The sequence below is a fragment of the Corallococcus praedator genome, assembly GCF_003612125.1.
GTDB classification, from domain to species: domain Bacteria; phylum Myxococcota; class Myxococcia; order Myxococcales; family Myxococcaceae; genus Corallococcus; species Corallococcus praedator.
The window spans coordinates 1-19,281 of sequence record NZ_RAWI01000163.1 but is presented as its reverse complement, the minus strand read 5'-3'; the positions used below and the strand labels follow the sequence as shown (position 1 = coordinate 19,281).

Sequence of the window (19,281 nt, the reverse complement as noted above, 5' to 3'; positions counted from 1 at the left end):
CCCTCAAGCCGTCCGTCGCGCAGGAGTCGCTGGAGCTGTACCGCCCGGACGTGGAGGCCCTGCGCACCGGGGACATGTCCTTCACCGAGGTGCTGGAGAACCGGCGCAGCCTCCGGGGCCGGGGCGCCACGCCGCTCACCGTGAAGCAGTTGGGCGAGCTGCTGTACCGCGCCGCGCGCGTGCGCGACGTGAGGAGCACGCTGGACGGCGACGTCACCGACCGGCCCTACCCCGGCGCGGGCGCGGCGTACGCGCTGGAGCTGTACCCGCTCGTCGGGGAGTGCCAGGGCCTGCCGCCGGGCGTGTACCACTACGATCCGCTGGGCCACCGCCTGGAGAAGCTGAGCGGCCCCACGCAGGAGTTCCAGGCGCTGCTGGACGAGGCCCGCGCGCCGGTGGAGCCCTTCGACCGGCCGGAGGTGCTGATGGTGGTGGCCGCGCGCGTGCCCCGGCTCGCGTGGAAGTACGAGACGCTGGCGTACTCGCTGGTGCTGCAGGACACCGGAGCGCTGGTGCAGACGCTCTACCTGGTGTCCACGGCGCTGGGCTTGCGGCCCTATGCGCTGGGACGCAGCGACCCGGACCTCTTCCAGCGCGTGGCGGGCGTGGACGGCTTCGCGGAGGCGTCCGTGGGCGCCTTCGCGGTGTCCGGAGGCTCGGCGCCGGTCCCCTGAGCCCCCTGAGTCCCCTGAGCCAAAGCCAGGGGACACTGGGCGCTACGCCGGGCTCAGCAGCAGGGGCTGCCGCAGCAGTGCGAGCGGTTGTACGTGTCCGTGAGGCTGGACAGGGCCACGGCGTGGTCCGCCACGTTGGCCGGCTTCTTCGGCAGGGGCAGCTCCACCTCCATGCTGGCGAGCTTCCACTCGTTGGCGGCGCCCGCGTCCGCGTCGCTGGCGGGGACGACCTTCAACTGGATGCCGGCGGGCATCTCGAAGTCGAAGCGCTCCTTCAGCGCCTGACGGGGATCCGCCTGCAGGGCCTTCTCGAAGGAAGGCTCCTTCCACGCCAGGGCGACGGCGCGCATCCACACCGACTGCCAGTCGTTCACCGTGGTCCTCGCACCCGGCCCCGGCGAGGACGGCTTGCGCGCCACGGGGCGGGCCTTGGTGGGCGCTGCCTTCGACTCCGGCTTCTTCTTGCTCATGTCAGCAGTCTCCTCCCAGCGCCTCCAGCAGCGCGCGGGCCTCCGCGACGGGCGGCGTTCCCAGCCCTTCGGTGAACGTACTGTAGATTATCTGGAGTCGTTGCCGCGCTTCTTCCTGCCGACCCGACGTCTGGAGTAGGCGCGCCAGTGCGGTGACGGCCTGCAGCTCGGGCATCCGCGCACCCTGTGCGTGAGCCACTTCCGCCGCCTGCCGGAAGCACGCCTCCGCGGAGGGGGCCGTGGCCCCATCGCGCGTCAGCAGCACCCGGCCCTTGACCCGCAGCATCCTGGACTCGTGGTAGCCCTCGCCCAGGGCCCGCGCGAGCTCCCGTCCGCGCTCCACCGAAGCGAGCGCCGCGTCCACGAGGCCCAGCTCCAGCTCCAGCTCCGCGAGGACGCCGTAGTACACCGGCTGGTCCATCTCCGTGCCGAACGCCTCGCGCATCGCAATGCCCCGCCGCACCGCCTCCAGGTCCTTCGCCGCCCATCCGCGCAGGATGCCCACGTAGGCGGACTGCTCCACGAGCCCGTAGCGGTGCGACAGCTCCGCGTGCTGCGAGATGAGCCGCGTCGCCTCCGTGCGGTCGCCGTGCTCCTGCGCCATGAGCAGCAGGTAGATGAACGACAGGCCGATGCTGGTGCCGTGGTTCAGCTCCCGCCCCCACGCCACCGCGGCGTCGCCGTGCGCCTTCGCCTGGTCCGCGAAGCCCAGCAGCCACAGCACCCGGCACAGCACCACCTCACCGCCCACGCGCGTGTCCTGCCCGTAGAGGATGCGGTGCATCCGGTGGGCGACGGGGTCGAACAGCGCGACGCACCGCTCCGCCTTCGCCTTCGCCTCGCCCAGCCGGCCCTCCAGCAGCTCGATGTTGGAGAGGATGGTGAGCGCCACCGCCTCCTGCCCCGCATCCCCGGACGCCTGCGCCAGCGCCACCAGTCTGTCCAACAGACCGCGCACCCGGCGCTGGTCGCCGCCCAGGTGGTAGTAGATGGACAGCACCCACAGCGTCGGGGCCGCGTAGGGGCTCTCCCCCACGGAGAAGAGCAGCTCCAGCGACCGCTCGGCCACGGTGCGCAGGTCGTGCGAGCGCCAGCCCTGCGTGGACATCAGCGCGGGCGCGAGCACGCCGTTGAGGCTCAGCTCCAGTTGCGCGCGCTCCAGCGGGTCGTCAATCGCGTCCAGCCACGACAGGCCCAGCCGGGAGAACAGGATGGCCTCCACGTAGGCGGAGCGGATGAGCGCGGCGAAGGCGGCCTTCTGCGCGTAGACGATGGCCTTGCGCTTGAGGTTCGCGCTCGCGAAGTGGTGCGCGAGCAGGTCCGGCCGCTCGCTCACCACCTCCGGGAAGTGCTCCTCCAGCGCCGCCGCCGCCTTCGCGTGCACCTGCTGCCGGTGCCGCTTGAGCATGGAGTCGTAGGCCGCGTCGCGCACCAGCGCATGCTTGAAGAGGTACACGGGCCCCTTGGGCCGGCGCTTGCGGTGCAGCAGGCCCGCGCCCACCAGCCGCTCCAGGTCCGCGTCCAGCGCCTCCGGCGTCAGCGGGCTGAGGTGCCGCAGCAGCTCATGCGACAGCTCGCGGCCCAGCACCGACGCCACCTGCGCCGTCTCCTTGCCGCGGCCCAGCCGGTCCAACCGCGCGACGAGCAGATCGCGCAGCGTGCCCGGCACCACGGGGCTGCCCTTGCCCACCTCCAGCGCGAAGCGGCCCTCGCGCTGCACCAGCGCGCCGGACTCCAGGAGCGTGCGCACCAGCTCCTCGATGAACAACGGGATGCCGTCCGTGCGCGAGGCAATCTCCTCCAGCGCCTCCGCGGAGAGCGGTCCGCCCGCGGCGGCGGCGGCCAGTCGCTCCACCTCCGCGCGCGCGAGGGCGCCCAGCTGCACCTGCATCACCGAGGAGGACGGCCACGGCGCTTCGAACTCCGGACGCGCGCTGAACACCGCGAACAGGCGCGACGACGACACCTCCGCCACCAGCGCCTTCAACAGCTCCAGCGTGGACGGGTCCGCCCAGTGCAGGTCCTCCAGCGCCAGCACCACCGGCTGGCGCTCCGCCAGCGCGGCGAACAACGCGAGCAGCGCGTCGCGCGTCAGCTCCCGGTGCTTCAAGGGCGACACGTCCAGCGGCGCCCAGCGCTCCGGGGGCAGCGGCAGGGACAGCAGCGGCGCGAACAGCGGCATCGCCTCCGCCAGGTCGAAGCTGTAGCCGGACAGCAGCGCCTCCAGGCCCGTCAGCCGGCCTTCGGGTGACAGGTCGCGGTTCGGGTCCACCATCCGCGTGAGCAGGTCCACCACTGGGAAGTACGCCAGGCTGGAGCTGTCCGCCGTGCAGCGGGCCTCGAGCCATGTGTGGGGGTCCACGCCCAGCTTGTCGCCCAGCTCGCGGGTGAGGCGCGACTTGCCGATGCCCGGCTCGCCGGTGACGAGCACCGCCTGCCCCTGCCCCACGCGCACCTGCTCCCAGCGCGACAGGAGCAGCTCCAGCTCCCGGGCACGGCCCACCAGCGAGAGCGCGACCTCCGTGCCGCTCCACGCCGCGTCCGCGCCCTGGAGCACGAACGTCTCCAGGCCCGGAGGCAGCAGGTCATGGACGGGCGCGGGGCCGGGCTCCAGCGGGAAGTGCTTGCGCACGAGCTGCTGGGTGTCACCGGTGAGGAGGATGGTCCCCGGGGGCGCGGACGTGCTCAGGCGGAAGGCCAGCTTCGGCGTGGTGCCCACCACGAAGCCCAGGCCGGACAGCGTCGGGTCCCGCTGCTCGCGCGACACCACGAGGCCCGTGTGCAGGCCCACGCGGATCTCCACCCGCGTGCCGCGCTCGGCCTCGATGGCGCGGCCCCGGCGCTGCACCTCGGCCACCATGTCCAGCGCCGCCTGCGCCGCGCGACGGGCGTCGTCCTCCCGCGCCGCCGGATAGCCGAAGTAGAAGAGGACGATGTCGCCCAGCGCGCTGGCGATGTGGCCGTTGTAGCGCCGGGCGATTTCAATGCAGACCTCCTGCTGGGCCCCCAGCACGTGGTCCAGCTCCTCGATGTCCACCGGGCCCGGTGCGGTCGCCGTGGCGGACAGCGTGCAGCACACCACGGTGAGCTGCCGGCGCTCCCCTTCCGCCCACCGGCGCGCGCGCGTGGAGAGGGCGTTGGGCGTGCGGCTGCTCAGCTCCACCGTCGCCGTCTCCGCGTTGGGGGACGCGGGCTGGATGCGCACGGGCGCGGCCCGGCGCGGCAGGTTGGACAGGTCCACCGCCTCCAGCTGGCGCAGGAGCACCTCCGCGGAGACGGTGCGCTGGGCCGGGTCCTTGGCCGTGGCGCGCTGGAGCAGCTTGCCCACCGGGTGCGCGGCGATGCTCGCGGGGATGGGCACCGGCTCCGCGGACAGCTGCTGGAAGATGACCTCCGCGACGGTGGCGCCCTCGAAGACGCGCTTGCCGGTGAGGCACTCCAGGAACACCAGCCCCCAGGCGTACAGGTCCGAGCGCGGCGTGGGCGGCTGGCCGCGAAGCTGCTCCGGCGCCGCGTACGACGGCGTGCCCAGCGATTCGTTGGTGGAGGTGATGCGCGGCTGCGGCTCCGCGCGCGTCAGCTCGTCCGTCACGGACCCGATGCCGAAGTCCAGCACCAGCGCGTTGCGGCGCGCGCCGGTGGGCACGACCATGATGTTCGCGGGCTTCAGGTCGCGGTGCACCACGTTCTGCGCGTGCGCGCACGCCAGCGCGTCCAGCAGCTGCAACATCAGGTGGCGCACCTCCACCGGATCCAGCACGCCCTCTTCGGCCAGCACCTGCGCCAGGTTCTTGCCCGGGACGAACTCGAAGATGGAGTAGACGGCGCCGCCCTGCGCCCGCCCGGAGTCGATGAGCCGCACGATGTTCGGGTGGTGCATCTGCGCGCACAGCTTCATCTCCCGCTCGAAGCGCGCGCTGCGGCGCTCCACCGACTCCGGCGTCGCGCCCTCCGTCAGCCGCAGCAGCTTCACCGCCACGTTCTGGCCGGTGGTCACCTGCCGCGCCTTGTAGACGCGGCCAAAGCCGCCCTCGCCCAGCTCCGACAAGAGCTCGTAGCGGCCCTGGAAGGCTTCCAGCAGGTTGGGATCCATGGGGTTCTTCATCGCGCTCCCGTGCCACACACCGTTGCCATCAGCGTCTCAACCGCGTCCCGTGCCGGCGGCCTGCGTGGGCGCCAGCCGGGCGACCTGTCCCCCCCGCCGAGGCAGGGTGATGACGAACTCCGTGAACTCACCCGGCACCGTCTCCATGCGGAAGGTGCCCTGATGTCCCTGCACGATGATGTCATGGCTCAGTGACAACCCGAGCCCCGTCCCCTGCCCCGGGGGCTTGGTGGTGAAGAAGGGGTCGAAGATTCTCGCCGCACTCGCCGCGGGGATGCCCGGACCGTTGTCGCGCAGGCGCACCTCCACCTGCTCCGGCCGGGCCAGGGTGCGGACCTTGAACACCGGCACGTACCCGGCCCCCAGCGCCGTCCACTTCTGGCGCATCGCGTAGAGGGCGTTGTCCACGACGTTGATGATGACGCGCCCCACATCCGCGCGGACCAGCTCCACGCGCCCCACGCCAGCGTCGTACTCCACGTCCAACTGGACGGGCATGGGCTCGCCCCGCACCCCGCACTGCCCCAGGGCGATGCCCTCCGCGACCAGCGCGTTCAGGTCCACCGCCTCGCGCGGCCCCGGCGAGCGCCGGGCGTGCTGGAGCATCCCCTGGATGAGCGCGTCCGCGCGCCGGCCGTGCTCGTTGATCTTCCGCGCGTTGGTGCGCAGGCAGTCCAGGGCCTCGTCCACGTCGCGCACGGAGGCGGCGTCCAGCCGTTCGCGCTGCGGCGCCATCACGTGGGCCAGGTCCTCCGTGAGGCCCACCGACAGGCCGGCGAAGTTGCTGATGAAGTTGAGCGGGTTGCGCAGCTCGTGCGCCATGCCGCCCACCATGGACGCGAGCGAGGCCAGCTTCGCGTCCATGATGAGCTGCATGCGCTGCACCGTCTCCTGCTCGATGCGGCGGTAGAGCCGGGCGTTCTCCAGCGCGAGCGCCGCCTGTCCCGCGAACGCGACGAGGAAGTCCAGGTCGTCCTCGGAGAAGCGGTTGGGCGTGGAGAGGTTGTCCACGTACAGCACGCCCAGCACCTCGTCCCGGGGCTTGAGCGGCACGCACATGGAGGCGCGGATGGAGCTGATGATGATGGAGTCGGCCGCGTCCAGGCGCGGGTCGTTCACCGCGTCGGAGAACAGGGCCGCCACGCTGCGGCGCAGGACGAAGTCCACGATGTTCTGGCTGAAGATGGGCCCGCGCACGGGCGTGCCCTCCGCCGTCTTCGACACGCGCGGCTCCAGCTTCCCGCTCTGCTCGTCCAGCAGCAGGATGACGCCCCGGTCCACGTGGAGGATTTGAAACGCGAGGTCCAACACCTTGCCCAAGAGCGTGTCGAAGTCGTCCGTGACGGACAGCAGCTTCGCCACCTCCTGGAGGATGCGCAGCCGCTCCCGGGCGCGGGTGGCCGCGCTCGCCGCCTCCGACGCGGACTGCTCCGGGCCGGGCACCGCCTGCACCAGCGTCTTCAGCGGCACGCGGGTGAGCGCGCGCGTGAGCTGGGGACGGGGCTCGTCGGAGGAGGACGCTCCCCGGGTACCCGGCACGTCGGCCGGGGGCGCTTCGCGGGTGAGCAGGAAGACGAGTTCGCCCAAGGTCAGCGTGTCGCCGGGGCGCAGCTCCTTGCGGCGGATCTGCTCGCCGTTGACGAAGGTGCCGTTCTTGCTCTGGAGGTCGGTGACGAAGAAGCGCCCGTCGGAGCGCTCGATGCGGGCGTGCTGGCGCGACAGGCTGCGGTGGGGAATGCAGATGGCCTGATCATCGGCGCGGCCGATGGTGAGGGGCGCGTCCCCGAGCGGGTAGGACAGCTCATCCGGCTGCCCTGGGTTGTAGACGAGCATCGGCAAGGCGCACCCCCTCCGGGTGGAAGCCTAGCCGAAAAGCCCCGCCGCCCACCGCGTCAGGGCGCGCGACGCCGCAGCACGGACGCATCCAGCGAAGCGAGCGTGGGCCGCCCCGACAGGGCCAGGGCCAGCTCCAGCTCCTCGCGCAGCATGGACAGCAGGTGCCCCACGCCCTCCTCGCCGCCCGCCGCGAGCCCCCAGTACACCGGGCGCCCCACCAGCACCGCCTTCGCGCCCAGCGCCAGCGCCTTGAGCACGTCCGTGCCCCGGCGGATGCCGCCGTCCACCAGCACCTCGCACCGGCCGCGCACCGCCGCCACCACCTCCGGCAGCGCCTCCAGCGGAGGGAGGGCCCCGTCCAGTTGCCGGCCGCCGTGGTTGGAGACGATGAGTCCGTCCACGCCCGCCGCCACCGCGCGCTCCGCGTCCTCCGCCGTCAGCACGCCCTTGAGGACCACCGGCAGCCGCGACACCGAGCGCACCCACGCCACCGACTCCCACGTCAGCGACGCGTCGAAGTCCCGCGCCGCATGGGACGCGATGCCCGACTCGCCCGGCGCGCGGGTGGCCAGCGCCTGGCTCACGCCCGTGTCGAAGTTGGCCGCGCGCACGTGGGCCGGCAGGCCGAAGCCACTGCGCACATCCCGCATCCGGCGCCCCAGGCGTGGCGTGTCCACCGTGAGCACCAGCGCGCGGTAGCCCGCGGCCTCCGCGCGGCGGATGAGCGCCGCCGTCACCGCGCGCTCGCGGAAGCAATACACCTGGAACCAGAGCGGGCCCGAAGCCGCGCGGGCCACGTCCTCCAGCGAGCGGCTGGCCATGGTGCTCACCACCATCAGCCCGCCCAGGGCCCCGGCGGCGCGCGCGGTGGCCTCCTCCCCATCCGGATGCGCCAGGCACTGGTAGGCCATGGGCGCCACGCCCAGCGGATGCGCAAGCGTCGTGCCCAGCAGGCTCACGGAGGTGTCGCAGCGGGACACGTCCACCAGCACGTTGGGCCGCAGCCACCACGCCTCGAAAGCCCGCCGGCTGTCGCGCAGCGAGCACTCGTCGTCACTGCCGCCGCACACGTAGTCGAAGACGTCCGCGGGCAGCTTCTCGCGGGCCTGCTGCTCGTACTCGTCCAGGCTCAGGGGACGCATGGGACTCCAGGGCGCGGGACTTCAGCTCCGCGCGAGGACCTGGCCCAACCGCGCGACGGCTTCCTCGATGACGGCGGGCTCGGCGTGGGAGAAGTTGAGGCGCAGGCCGTGGGACGCGGACCGGCCGCCCGCCACGGAGAAGGCCTGTCCGGGGAGGAAGGCCACCTGGACCTCCTCCAGCGCCCGGCCCAAGAGCGCCGTCGTGTCCACGCTCGCGGGGAACTCCACCCAGACGAACATGCCGCACGCGGGCTTCGTCCATTTGGCCCCCCGGGGCGCCAGGTGGCGCTCCAGCGCGGAGAGCAGCGTGTCGCGGCGCTCGCGGTAGCCGGCGCGCAGCTGCTCCAGGTGCGCGGGCAGCCCACCGGACTCCAGGAAGGCCAGCACCACGCGCTGGGCGAACGTCGTGGTGTCGATGTCGCTCGCCTCCTTCACCGTGGCCAGCCGTCCCACCATCGCCTCCGGCACCACCACCCACCCCACGCGCAGCGCGGGCGCCAGCACCTTGGAGAAGGAGCCGACGTAGTACACCCACCGGTCCTCCAGCCCGCGCAGTGCGGGCTGCGTGTGGGGCTCGTACTGGAGCAGGCCGTACGCGTCGTCCTCGATGATGGGCAGCCGGTGTTCGCGCGCCAGGGCCACCAGCCGCTCGCGCGACTTCAGCGGCATGCTCACGCCCAGCGGGTTGTGGCCGTCGCTCATCGTGTAGAGCAGCGCGGGCCGCTCACCGCGCTCCAGGAGCGCCTGCACCGCGTCCACGTCGATGCCCGTCTCCGGGTGCGTGGGCACCGTGAGCCGCTTCGGCTGGAATGGATCCAACACCTGCTGGAAGCCCGAATAGACGCGGTCCTCCAGCAGCACCGTGCCGCCTGGATCCAACAGGAGCCGCGTGAGCAGGCTCATCCCCTGCTGCCCACCCGCGGTGAGGAACACCTGCTCCGGCGCGCACGTGACGCCCCGCTGTGCCATCAGCGCCACCACCTGCTGGCGCAGCGGCTCCAGCGTGGGGCGGTACTGGAGCGCCAGCGGCTCCTCGGCCATCACCCGCGCGGCCGCCTGCGCCAGACCCGAGGACGGAAACAGCGACGCGGCCGGGAGGCCCAGCGCCAGGGAGAGGATGCCCGGCCGGTGGATGCGCTGGAGCATGTCCTGGATGGCGGACGGCTTCAGCTCCCGGGCCCACGCCGCCAGGGGCAGCGCTCCCGCCTCACCCGTGGCCGCGCTCACGCCTGGACCCGCGCGTAGTCACGCTCCACCGCCTCGAACAGCGCGCGGATGTTGGCCCCTCCGAAGCCGCGCGCTTCCTGGCGCTGGATGGCCTCGAAGAACAGCGTCTGGCGCGGGTGCGCGGACCGCGTGAAGGTCTGCAGCAGCGTCCCCCACTCGTCCCGGTCCACCAGGATGCCCAGCTCGCGCAGGGGCTCCATGTCGAACGCCAGCGCGCCCAGCCGCGACTCCAGCCGCTCGTAGTACGCCGGCGGAATCTCCAGGAACGACAGGCCCTGCTGCAGCTGGCGCACGCACCCCACGATGTCCGACGTCAAGAGCGCCAGGTGCTGCACGCCCGGGCCCCCGTGCCGACGGAGGAACTCGCCAATCTGGCCGGGGTTCTGCGTGGACAGCGGCTCCTGGAGCGGGAAGCAGATGCGCGTCGACGGGCTCTGCACCACCTTGGAGTTCATCCCGCTGGCGGCCGTGTGGACCACCTCCTGGTGGGACTGCCGGAAGCCGAAGACGTGCTCGTAGAAGCGCACCGTCGCGTCCAGCGTGCCCGGCTCCAGGCAGATGGCCAGGTGGTCCAGGCCGGAGAACGGCTCGGAGTCCAGCAGCACCGGCGACTCGCACGGCACCAGGCCCGGCGGCAGGAACGTGCCCACCGGCGCGTCGGACTGGATGATCGAGTGGACCAGGTCGCCCACCGTCGCCACCGTCGCCTGGAACATGCGCCGCCCCGCGCCGTCCTTGCCCGCCACCGGCTCGCGCAGCGGCTGGGCCCCGCGCTGCGTGACGTGCCCGAACGCCGCCACCGCGTCCTTCGTGCGCAGCGCGATGTCCCGGACCCCGTCGCCATGCCGCTCGACGAACGTGGACGGGGCATCCCCCGCCTCCAGCCCCTGCGTCAGCAGGAGCCGCAGCGTACCCTGCTGCAACAGCACGGACCTGCGCCCCACCAGCCCCGTCTCCGGACCGCCCTCCGCCACCCGGCGGAAGCCCAGCAGGCCCGTGTAGAAACCGGACGCGGTCGAGACGTCGGCGACGCACAGCTCAACGTACTCGATATCATCGAAATGCATGAATTAGCCTCGTCCCGGTGAAATCAGAGCTGCTTGGATGATAAACGATTCAACAGAAGCCTGGAGTGCTTTCCCGCCTGTTTGATTCCGCCCTGAGCGGATCCGTTCAAGCGGCGCTGGCGGCGGAGGCCAGAAGGCCCCGATCCCTCAGCGTATCGAGAATACGCTCCACCCCTGACACGACCGTCTCCGCGTCGGAACGGACGACGACTTCAGGCGATTCCGGCGGCTCGTAGGGGTCCGACACGCCGGTGAAGTGGGGGATCTCCCCCGCCAGGGCCTTCTTGTAGAGGCCCTTCACGTCGCGGGCGATGAGCGCGTCCAGGCTGGCCTGGACGTACACCTCCAGGAACGGGATGCCGGCCCGTGTGGCCAGGGCGCGCACCTCGTCCCGGGAGCTCCGGTACGGGGAGATGGCGGCGGTGAGGACGCCCACCTCGTGCTTCGCCAGCATGCGCGCCACGTACCCGATTCTCCGGACGTTCTCCTCGCGGTCCTCGCGGGTGAAGCCCAGGCCCCGGGACAGGTAGGTGCGGATCTCGTCCCCGTCCAGCAGCTCCACGCGCTGCACGGGGGCGAGGTGCCGGAGCACCTCGGAGGACAGCGTGCTCTTGCCGGCGCCGGACATGCCGGTGAACCAGAGGATGAAGCCCGGACGCTGTTGCATGCTCGCGCTACCTCTCCACGGCGGGGCCGTTGATCATCCCGGCGCCCACGGTGGCGTTGGTGCCTTCGTCGATGAGGATGAAGCTGCCGGTGCTGCGGTTGCGCCGGTACTCGTCGAAGAAGAGCGGCACCGTCGTGCGCAGCGTGACGCGGCCCACCTCGTTGAGCTTCAGGCCCTGGGTCTGGTCGTCGCGGTGCAGCGTGTTGACGTCCAGCCGGTAGTGCAGCTGCTTCACCATGGCGCGCGCCATGCGGGTGGTGTGCTTGATGGCCAGCCGCGCCCCGGTGTTGAGCACCGCCTGGTCCGACAGCCAGCACACCATCGCGTCGATGTCCTGGCTCGCGGTGGGCGGGTTGCCCGGGCGGCACAGCATGTCGCCTCGGCTGATGTCCAGCTCCTCCTCCAGCGACACGTTCACCGACATGGGCGGGAACGCCTCCGCCACCGGCTTGCCCGCCAGCTCCAGCGACTTGATGCGGGTGGTGAAGCCGGAGGGCATCACCATCACCTCGTCGCCCGGCCGCATCACGCCGCCCAATATCTGCCCGGAGTACGCGCGGTAGTCGTGGAACTTCTTCGCGGACGCGGGCCGGATGACCCCCTGCACGGGGAAGCGCAGGTGGATGAGGTCGCGGTCGGACGCGATGTGCACGTTCTCCAGGTGGTGCAGGAGCGTAGGGCCCTGGTACCAGGGCATCTTCTCCGAGCGCGTCACCACGTTGTCCCCGCCCAGCGCGGAGATGGGAATGAACGACAGGTCCGACACGTCCAGCTTCATGGAGAACTGGCGGAACTCCTCGCGGATGCGCTCGAAGACGCCCGCGTCGTAGTCCACCAGGTCCATCTTGTTCACGCACAGCACCAGGTGCGGCACGCGCAACAGCGACGCGATGAACGCATGCCGCCGCGTCTGCTCCAGCACGCCCTTGCGCGCGTCCACCAGGATGAGCGCCAGGTCCGCCGTGGACGCGCCCGTCACCATGTTGCGCGTGTACTGCAGGTGCCCCGGCGTGTCCGCGATGATGAACTTGCGCTTCACCGTGGAGAAGTAGCGGTACGCCACGTCGATGGTGATGCCCTGCTCGCGCTCGGCCTTCAGCCCGTCCAGGAGCAGCGCCAGGTTGACGTACTCGTCGCCCCGCGCGTGGCTGGTGCGCTCCACGGCGGCGAGCTGATCTTCCAGGATGGACTTCGTGTCGAACAGCAGCCGCCCGATGAGGGTGCTCTTGCCGTCATCCACGGAGCCCGCGGTCGCGAATCTCAGCAGTTCCACTAGAAGTATCCCTCGCGCTTGCGGTCTTCCATCGCCGTCTCACTGAACTTGTCGTCGGCGCGGCTGGCACCGCGCTCCGTCACCCGCGACGCCGACACCTCCGCGATGACCTGCTCCACCGTGGACGCGGTGGACTCCACGCACGCGGTGCACGTCATGTCGCCCACGGTGCGGAAGCGGACCACTTCCGTCGTCACCTTCTCGCCGGGCAGCGTGGGCAGGAAGGGCGACCACGCCATCAGCATGCCGTCGCGGCGGAACACCTCGCGCCGGTGCGTGTAGTAGATGGACGGCAGCGCCACGTTCTCCCGGCCGATGTATTGCCAGATGTCCAGCTCGGTCCAGTTGGACAGCGGGAACACCCGCAGGTGTTCGCCCCGGCGGTGACGGCCGTTGTACAGGCCCCACAACTCCGGCCGCTGGTTCTTCGGATCCCACTGGCCGAACTCGTCGCGGAAGGAATACACGCGCTCCTTCGCGCGGGCCTTCTCCTCGTCGCGCCGGGCGCCGCCGAAGACGGCGTTGAAGCCGTTCTTCTCGATGGCCTCCAGCAGCGGCTGCGTCTGCAGCCGGTTGCGCGACGCGCGCGGGCCCTTCTCCTCCGTCACCCTTCCTGCGTCGATGGCCTCCTGCACGGACGCGACGATGAGCCGCGCGCCCAGCTCCGCCACGCGTTCGTCGCGATACTGGAGGACCTCCGGGAAGTTGTGCCCCGTGTCCACGTGCATCAGCGGGAACGGCAGCGGCGCCGGCCAGAAGGCCTTCACCGCCAGGTGCAACATCACCGCGGAGTCCTTGCCTCCGGAGAAGAGCAGCACGGGCCGGTCCAGCTCCGCCGCGACTTCCCGGATGATGAAGATGGACTCGGCTTCCAGCGCCTCAAGATGTGAAAGCTCGTAGCTCACGGGCGCGGAAGCTAGCACAACCGAGCCAGCCCCCAACCGCGCCCCTGCAAGTTTTCCGCACGGCCGCTCCCACTGAAACACGCCGGATGCGACATGCGGGAGCAGGCCGTGAAACATCGCCGTCCCACCTGTCAGGGCGGCTGCATCCCCGAACGTGCGCGCGCCATGGCGCGGGGAGGCTTCACGCCGGGTGCGGGAGGCCATTCCAGGACGGTGGCGCATGGTATAGACGGCCGCCCCATGCGAAGCGCGCCCCCTCCGACTCCCTCCGCCCCTGATCGCTGGTTTCCGTCCCGCAAGCCGCTGCCGGAGCCGCGGCTGCGCCTGTTCTGCCTGCCCTTCGCCGGCGGGAGCGCGGCCATCTACACGCCCTGGGCCAATGCCCTGCCCGCGGGCGTGGAGCTGTGCGCGGTGCAGCTGCCCGGCCGCGAGCGGCGCCTGATGGAGCCGGCCTACAAGTCGCTGCCGGAGCTGATGGAAGCGCTGATGCCGGTGCTGCTGCCGCTGATGGACCGGCCCTTCGCGCTGTTCGGCTACAGCATGGGGGCGCGCATCGGCCTGGAGGTGGCCCGGAGGCTGCGCACCCAGGGCGGTCCCCGTCCCCTGGGCTTCATCGCGGCCGCGGCGCCGCCGCCCTCCCACAACGACCGGGAACCCATCCACCAGTTGGATGATCCGGGCTTCATCGCGAAATTGCGCGAGTACGACGGTACGCCAGAGGAGGTCCTCCAGCACAAGGAGCTGTTGGACCTCATCCTCCCCACGCTGCGCGCGGACTTCGGGCTGGCCTGGTCCGGGGACGGGCAGGACACGGCGAAGCTGGACATCCCGCTGGCCGTGTACGGCGGCAAGACGGATAAGCACGTGGGCGCGGAGCTCATCGAGCACTGGCGCGACGAGTCCACCGCCGACGTGCGCATCCGCCAGTTCGAGGGAGGCCACTTCTTCATCCGCACGCACGGGCCGCCGGTGCTGGCCGCCGTGCGTGAGGACCTGACGCGTTGGATGACGGCCGTTCCCTAAACGTTCACGAAGCGCGGCGGGGAGTCCCCGACGAGCGGCACGGTGTGCTGCCAGCGCACCGTGAGCGCCCCACCCCGGGGCCGCCGGAAGGCCACCGCCGCCTGGTGCCGCTCGGACGGCTTGTGCTGCACGAACTGCCACACCTCCGGCACGTCCCCCATCCTGGGGTCGAAGGTGATGGTGGGCATCTGGCCTGGCACCAGGTCGAACGCGAACTGATCCAACGGCAGGGACAGGCCCGCGCCGCGCGCCTTGATGTAGGCCTCCTTCAGGGTCCAGTACTCGAAGAAGCGCTCCCGCTGGCGCTCCTTCGGCAGGGCGCGCAGGGCCTGTACCTCCGTGCGGGCGAAGTAGTGGTCTGCGATCTCCACCGTCTCCCCCGGCCGCTGCGCGTCCTCGATGTCCGCGCCCAGGTCCACGTCGCGGCCCACCGCGATGAGCGCCATGCCGTCGGTGTGGCTCAGGTTGAAGCGCAGCCACTGCCCCTCCGGGCCCACGATGGCCGGACGCCCGTACTCGTTGGGCACGAAGCGCCACGCCTCCGGCGCGACGGGGGCGTAGCGCGACAGCGTCAGGCGCACCAGCGCGTGCGACACGAGGTACTGGCGCTGGTGGCGCTCGAAGTGGAAGCGCCGCTGCTTCTCACGCTCCTGCACATCCAGCAGGGGCAGGTAGGCCGCCAGCAGGCGCGGGTCGTCGATGCGCTCGGGTTCGACGAGCCAGACATGGACCTCGTCGGCGCGCAGCTCCAGGGGCTTGAAGGGGGAGGACACCGTCATGCCCGGGAGGGAAGCAGGAACCGCCGCGCATGTCACGGTGTAGGCTGCGCCCACCATGGGCCCCTGCCGGGCCTGGACCGGGGGACTCCCAGTGGACCTGTCCATCGCGACGACGAAGCTCCAGGCGCTGCGCAAGGACATGAGCGGCCATACGGACCGGGACGACGAGTTGCGCATCCTGGACCTGCTGCGGGGCGCCAGCGGCGAGGAGCTGAACTTCCTCCTGTCCAACGTGGACCTGGTGCGCCTGCTGTCGGACGTGGATGACCGGCTCGTCGGGCCGGACCACCACACCGCGCTCCTGGACCTGCTGTGCACGCACCGCGCCCCGGAGCTGTCCCTGCCGGTGCGCGCGTCGCTGGCCACCGCGCTCCAGAAGGGCGCCACGCCCGCGCAGGCGGAGCTGCGGCTGAGAGACCTGTTCGTGGGGCTCAAGGGCCGGGAGCTGACCGCGTTCAAGAACCTGCTCGACGCGGGCGGCGAGTACCACGACCTGCACCACCTGGTGTTCGACGACCTGGACGACGCGGCCGTGAGGGCGCAGGTGCTCGCCCACTTCCAGCGCGAGGCGCAGGCCGTCCCCAGCGGTGAGAACAAGGTGCTGAGCGACATCGACGACACGTTCTTCGCCAACTGGGTGGACAAGCGCTACCCGTCCAAGACGGTGTACCCGGGCGTGCTCGCGTTCTACCAGGAGTTGGATCGGGGGCCGGGCATCATCCCGGGCCGCTTGGGCGACCTCACCTTCGTGAGCGCTCGGCCGCAGGATCCGCTGGGCCTCATCGAGAACGCCACGCTGGAGTCCCTGCGCGAGCGGGGCGTCCCGCTGGCGGTGATGCTCTCCGGCAGCTTCTTCCACCTGGTGGGCAACACGCGCATCGCGCAGAAGAAGTTCGAGAACTTCGAACAGTACGCCCGCCTCTTCCCCGAGTACGGCTTCGTCTTCGTGGGCGACAGCGGCCAGGGTGACGTGGAGTTCGGCGCGCGGATGCTCGCGGCCCAACCCCAGACGGTGCGCGCCGTGTTCATCCACGACGTGGTGGCCACGCCGGAGGCGAAGCGCGAGGAATGGCGCGCCCGACACATCTTCTTCTTCGACACCTATGTGGGCGCGGCGGTGGAGGCCTTCCACGCGGGCGTCGTGTCCCGGGACGGCGTGGACCGCATCGCCACGGCCGCGGTCGAGTCCCTGGCGGCCATCACCTTTGCCACCCCGGCCCAACGACAGACGCGGGAAGCGGATCTGGCACGCGACCTGGCCCGGGCCCAGGCACTGCCGCGGGCCCTGCATGTTTGAATATCAACCGACGCACCTCATCCACACGCACGACCGATGTACTTCTCCCGGATGCCGAAAGAGGATCGCCCCATGTTCCGCACGCTTGCCCTGACCTCCGCCGCCGCCCTCTCCGTCTTCTGCGCCGCCTGCGGCGGCGGGGATGACGACAACACGAAACCGGAGATCAAGGACACGCGCTCCAACGTGTCGGGCACCCACCCTGTCCAGATCAATCTCATCGCGACGGGTGTTCCCGAGTCCACCGACCCGCTCGAGACCATGCTCGTCGTGACCGAGGAGGCGAACTCCAAGACGGACCTGCGCTTCGCCCTTCTTGGCCTGGACTGCGACCTGACCGGAGCGATGACGGGCGAGTCCACCTTCAAGGTGAATCCGGGCACATGCGACCTGAGCCTTCCCACCGAAGGCGAGCAAGGCGAAGTGGGGGCCTGCTCCGTCCAGCTCTCCATCACGCAGGGGACCGGCGGCCGGGAGTCGGGAGCAAAGATCCACGCCACCCTCTCTGGCACCTACAGCCTCGACTGCACCGACGTCGTGCCCTTCCCCCTCGCCCTGCCCGTAACCATCGAAATCACGGGCACCTGAGGCCCGCGCGGCCCTGCACCTGGGGCCTCAGTCGCCGTCTAGCGACTCCAGTTGGATTTGGGCGATGTCGACGTAGAGTGGTACCACCTCCACCGCCTGCGCGTCGCGGAGCGCTTGGCGGGCGCCGTCCATGTCTCCAGCCTCCTGGCGCCGCGTTGATTCGGTGAGGGCCCGCGACAGACGGCGGGACCCCTCCCGGATGCGCCGCGCGACTTCGGTCGTCAGTGTGGCGGCGTCGGCTTCCCGCTGTAGAGCGCGCTCCGCTTCTGCTGCCGGAATCGCCACGTCGACGGCGGTGCGGCGTAGCAGGTCGCGCAGCTCTTCGGTGATTTCGAGCGCGGTGCCATTTCTCAGGTCGCGATCAAGGTCCGATACCGCATCCCAGTCTCGTTGATCGGGCATGGTGTCTCCTGGCTAGCGTTGAGGACGGCAATCCGCGAACGGCCACTGCTTTTGGCCCTGGCAATTTCGAAGACAATCATAGCAGTCGCCTGTCCAGCGCGGTTTCTTGGACACTTTGCACTGGACGTATCGGTCAATGCAGTGCTGGCGCCAACCGTCGTCTGGGTCGTCCACCGCGCTGGGCGTGGCGCCGACTACCGCGGCGGCGGTAGCGGCAGCAGCCAGAACGGCGGCGGCCTCTGCGTCGGTGAGGCCACACACGGCGGGGTTCGCAGGATGGGCCTGCACACAGCACGTCTCGCTGTCGAGGCACGTCGCGGTTGCGCAGCTCACGGTCAGGGCGATTATCAGGGGGAGTGCGAGGTGGCGCAGTCCTCGGGATTTTTTCGTCATTGTCATGGAGTTCGTCCCTTCAGCACGACGCAGACGGAGCCGCTACCAAAGAGGGGGGAGTTGGAGGGGCGCCTGGAGCAGGTGCCCGATGCTGGCCCCCTGATCCCCTGCCCACTTCCCGTCAGCCGTCTGCCCACGGGTCCCGGGCAGTTGGCGTGACGCGTGAGGGCCCCCAACCTTCCGGACGCTTCACATGGGTGGAGCGGCCGTCTGGGTTTGGGCGTGGGCGTCAGGGGGGCGGGGCCGATGGAATTGTTTCCCATCCATTTGCTGTTCATCGTGGTCCTGATGAACCGCTACATCCTGGGGCCCCTGCTGCGGCGGCTGAAGGGAAAGCGGTTCGAACGGGTGGACGACACCTACCGTCCCCGGGTCGCGATCGTCGTTCCACTCTTCAACGAAGGCGAAGGCATCTTCCACACGGTGCGCGCGCTGCTGGAGCAGGACTACCCGCGCGAGCTGCTGGAGATCATCATCGTGGATGACTGCTCGCGCGACGACAGTGTCGCCTGGGCGAACAAGGCCGCGGAGGGCCACGCGAATGTCCGCGTGATGCGCAACCCGGAGAACATGGGCAAGCGCAAGGGCATCAACCGGGGCGTCCGCGCGGCGGTGGACGCGGAGATCATCGTCTCCGTGGACTCGGACGTGGTGGTGGACAGGGGCGCCGTGCGCCAGCTCATCCGCCGCTTCGTCCACCCGAACGTCGCGGCCGTGGGCGGGCGCACCTTCGTCACCAACCGTCATCAGAACTGGATGACGCGGATGATTGAAATCAAGTTCCACTTCGCCCAGCAGTGGCTGAAGGACCTGGAGCGTTCGTTCCGTCAGGTGATGTGCCTGTCCGGCTGCCTGACGGCCTACCGCCGCCACGTGCTGCTCCAGTTGGAGCCCATCCTGGAGGCGCGCGCCATCGCGGGCGTCCCCATCAAGTACGGCGAGGACCGCTTCCTCACCCGGCAGATCGTCAAGCACGACTACGAGACGGTCTACACGCTGGACGCGTTCTGCTTCACCGCGGCGCCGTCCACGCTGTCGGGCTACTTCTCCCAGCAGCTTCGCTGGCGGCGCTCCAACCTGGTGGACCTGCTCTCCGGCCTGTCGCACGCATGGCGACTGCACCCGGTCATCACGGTGCACTACGTGTCGCAATTGGCGCTGCTGTTGTCCTATCCGGTGGTCATCGTCCACAACCTCCTCAATGGAGAGTTCTGGGACATCCTCGCGTTCCACTTCCTGGTGATTGGCCTGTTGGGCTTCATCTACCGGATGGAGACGCGCCACCTGCCCGAGGACCGGCGCGTGCCCGGGGCCAGCTTCCTGCCCATGGCCCTGCTGATGCCGGTGACGTACGCGCTGTTCACCCCGCTGGCGCTGCTGACACTCGACTCTGGAAGCTGGGAGACGCGTGGCAGCCCCACGACGGCCCCTGC

16 protein-coding genes are annotated in these 19,281 nt (G+C 70.5%); 5 read left to right on the top strand and 11 right to left on the bottom strand.

What is annotated here, in order from left to right; all coding sequences use genetic code 11:
• A partial coding sequence (locus D7Y13_RS21200) for a SagB family peptide dehydrogenase (protein WP_120535694.1) occupies positions 1 to 674 on the top strand: 674 nt, incomplete at its 5' end.
• A 53-nt stretch (positions 675 to 727) separates the two neighbouring features.
• On the opposite strand, the gene D7Y13_RS21195 is transcribed toward D7Y13_RS21200, so the two are convergent.
• From D7Y13_RS21195 to cysD, 9 genes are all read right to left on the bottom strand, one after another.
• Positions 728 to 1,144, bottom strand: coding sequence for a BMA_0021/BMA_0022 family TOMM bacteriocin (locus D7Y13_RS21195; protein WP_120535695.1), 417 nt, complete (start codon positions 1,142 to 1,144; stop codon positions 728 to 730).
• A gap of 1 nt (position 1,145) precedes the next feature.
• A complete protein-coding gene (locus D7Y13_RS21190; protein WP_233595784.1) occupies positions 1,146 to 5,237 on the bottom strand; it encodes a TOMM system kinase/cyclase fusion protein in 4,092 nt (1,363 codons plus the stop codon).
• Between the two features lie 48 nt (positions 5,238 to 5,285).
• Positions 5,286 to 7,082 (bottom strand): FHA domain-containing protein, encoded by a 1,797-nt coding sequence (locus tag D7Y13_RS21185; RefSeq protein ID WP_120630756.1) that lies wholly within the window; start codon positions 7,080 to 7,082, stop codon positions 5,286 to 5,288.
• A 59-nt stretch (positions 7,083 to 7,141) separates the two neighbouring features.
• Positions 7,142 to 8,227, bottom strand: coding sequence for an alpha-hydroxy acid oxidase (locus D7Y13_RS21180; protein WP_120584928.1), 1,086 nt, complete (start codon positions 8,225 to 8,227; stop codon positions 7,142 to 7,144).
• Positions 8,228 to 8,248: 21 nt separating this feature from the next.
• Positions 8,249 to 9,454 (bottom strand): aminotransferase-like domain-containing protein, encoded by a 1,206-nt coding sequence (locus D7Y13_RS21175; protein ID WP_233595783.1) that lies wholly within the window; start codon positions 9,452 to 9,454, stop codon positions 8,249 to 8,251.
• The gene (gene hppD / locus D7Y13_RS21170; protein WP_120584927.1) at positions 9,451 to 10,521 is read right to left on the bottom strand and encodes a 4-hydroxyphenylpyruvate dioxygenase; all 1,071 of its coding nucleotides are present in this window, start codon (positions 10,519 to 10,521) and stop codon (positions 9,451 to 9,453) included. The genes D7Y13_RS21175 and hppD overlap by 4 nt, the downstream gene beginning before the upstream one ends.
• 106 nt (positions 10,522 to 10,627) lie before the next feature.
• Positions 10,628 to 11,188: an adenylyl-sulfate kinase gene (gene cysC / locus D7Y13_RS21165; protein WP_120535700.1), complete on the bottom strand. Its 561-nt coding sequence runs from the start codon at positions 11,186 to 11,188 to the stop codon at positions 10,628 to 10,630.
• A gap of 7 nt (positions 11,189 to 11,195) precedes the next feature.
• The gene (locus D7Y13_RS21160) at positions 11,196 to 12,461 is read right to left on the bottom strand and encodes a sulfate adenylyltransferase subunit 1 (protein ID WP_120535701.1); all 1,266 of its coding nucleotides are present in this window, start codon (positions 12,459 to 12,461) and stop codon (positions 11,196 to 11,198) included.
• The gene (gene cysD / locus D7Y13_RS21155; RefSeq protein ID WP_199732875.1) at positions 12,461 to 13,366 is read right to left on the bottom strand and encodes a sulfate adenylyltransferase subunit CysD; all 906 of its coding nucleotides are present in this window, start codon (positions 13,364 to 13,366) and stop codon (positions 12,461 to 12,463) included. Before cysD ends, D7Y13_RS21160 begins: the two co-directional genes overlap by 1 nt.
• A gap of 240 nt (positions 13,367 to 13,606) precedes the next feature.
• On the opposite strand from cysD, the gene D7Y13_RS21150 reads away from it, so the two are divergent.
• Complete coding sequence (locus D7Y13_RS21150) at positions 13,607 to 14,389, top strand: thioesterase II family protein (protein ID WP_120535703.1); 783 nt, start codon at positions 13,607 to 13,609, stop codon at positions 14,387 to 14,389.
• Here the strand turns inward: D7Y13_RS21150 and D7Y13_RS21145 are convergent.
• The gene (locus tag D7Y13_RS21145; RefSeq protein ID WP_167508763.1) at positions 14,386 to 15,168 is read right to left on the bottom strand and encodes a 4'-phosphopantetheinyl transferase family protein; all 783 of its coding nucleotides are present in this window, start codon (positions 15,166 to 15,168) and stop codon (positions 14,386 to 14,388) included. The two genes, D7Y13_RS21150 and D7Y13_RS21145, sit on opposite strands and share 4 nt — an antisense overlap.
• Before the next feature lie 91 nt (positions 15,169 to 15,259).
• Between D7Y13_RS21145 and D7Y13_RS21140 the strand changes: the two genes are divergently transcribed.
• Both D7Y13_RS21140 and D7Y13_RS21135 read left to right on the top strand, forming a co-directional pair.
• On the top strand, positions 15,260 to 16,465 hold the full coding sequence (locus tag D7Y13_RS21140; protein WP_120584926.1) for a phosphatase domain-containing protein: 1,206 nt from the start codon (positions 15,260 to 15,262) through the stop codon (positions 16,463 to 16,465).
• A 72-nt stretch (positions 16,466 to 16,537) separates the two neighbouring features.
• Positions 16,538 to 17,053: a hypothetical protein gene (locus D7Y13_RS21135; protein ID WP_147444423.1), complete on the top strand. Its 516-nt coding sequence runs from the start codon at positions 16,538 to 16,540 to the stop codon at positions 17,051 to 17,053.
• 27 nt (positions 17,054 to 17,080) lie between these two features.
• On the opposite strand, the gene D7Y13_RS21130 is transcribed toward D7Y13_RS21135, so the two are convergent.
• Positions 17,081 to 17,455, bottom strand: a complete 375-nt coding sequence (locus tag D7Y13_RS21130; RefSeq protein WP_120584925.1) for a DUSAM domain-containing protein — start codon at positions 17,453 to 17,455, stop codon at positions 17,081 to 17,083.
• Positions 17,456 to 18,094: 639 nt separating this feature from the next.
• Between D7Y13_RS21130 and D7Y13_RS21125 the strand changes: the two genes are divergently transcribed.
• Positions 18,095 to 19,281 (top strand): glycosyltransferase family 2 protein (locus D7Y13_RS21125; protein WP_120630757.1); only part of this gene is annotated, 1,187 nt, incomplete at its 3' end.

Coding starts and splice junctions, on each gene's coding strand:
- D7Y13_RS21150 (WP_120535703.1), top strand. CDS start 13,607: ATGCGAAGCGCGCCCCCTCCGACTCCCTCCGCCCCTGATCGCTGGTTT.
- D7Y13_RS21145 (WP_167508763.1), bottom strand. CDS start 15,168: ATGACGGTGTCCTCCCCCTTCAAGCCCCTGGAGCTGCGCGCCGACGAG.
- D7Y13_RS21185 (WP_120630756.1), bottom strand. CDS start 7,082: ATGCTCGTCTACAACCCAGGGCAGCCGGATGAGCTGTCCTACCCGCTC.
- hppD (WP_120584927.1), bottom strand. CDS start 10,521: ATGCATTTCGATGATATCGAGTACGTTGAGCTGTGCGTCGCCGACGTC.
- D7Y13_RS21190 (WP_233595784.1), bottom strand. CDS start 5,237: ATGGATCCCAACCTGCTGGAAGCCTTCCAGGGCCGCTACGAGCTCTTG.
- D7Y13_RS21135 (WP_147444423.1), top strand. CDS start 16,538: ATGTTCCGCACGCTTGCCCTGACCTCCGCCGCCGCCCTCTCCGTCTTC.
- D7Y13_RS21130 (WP_120584925.1), bottom strand. CDS start 17,455: ATGCCCGATCAACGAGACTGGGATGCGGTATCGGACCTTGATCGCGAC.
- D7Y13_RS21180 (WP_120584928.1), bottom strand. CDS start 8,227: ATGCGTCCCCTGAGCCTGGACGAGTACGAGCAGCAGGCCCGCGAGAAG.
- cysC (WP_120535700.1), bottom strand. CDS start 11,188: ATGCAACAGCGTCCGGGCTTCATCCTCTGGTTCACCGGCATGTCCGGC.
- D7Y13_RS21195 (WP_120535695.1), bottom strand. CDS start 1,144: ATGAGCAAGAAGAAGCCGGAGTCGAAGGCAGCGCCCACCAAGGCCCGC.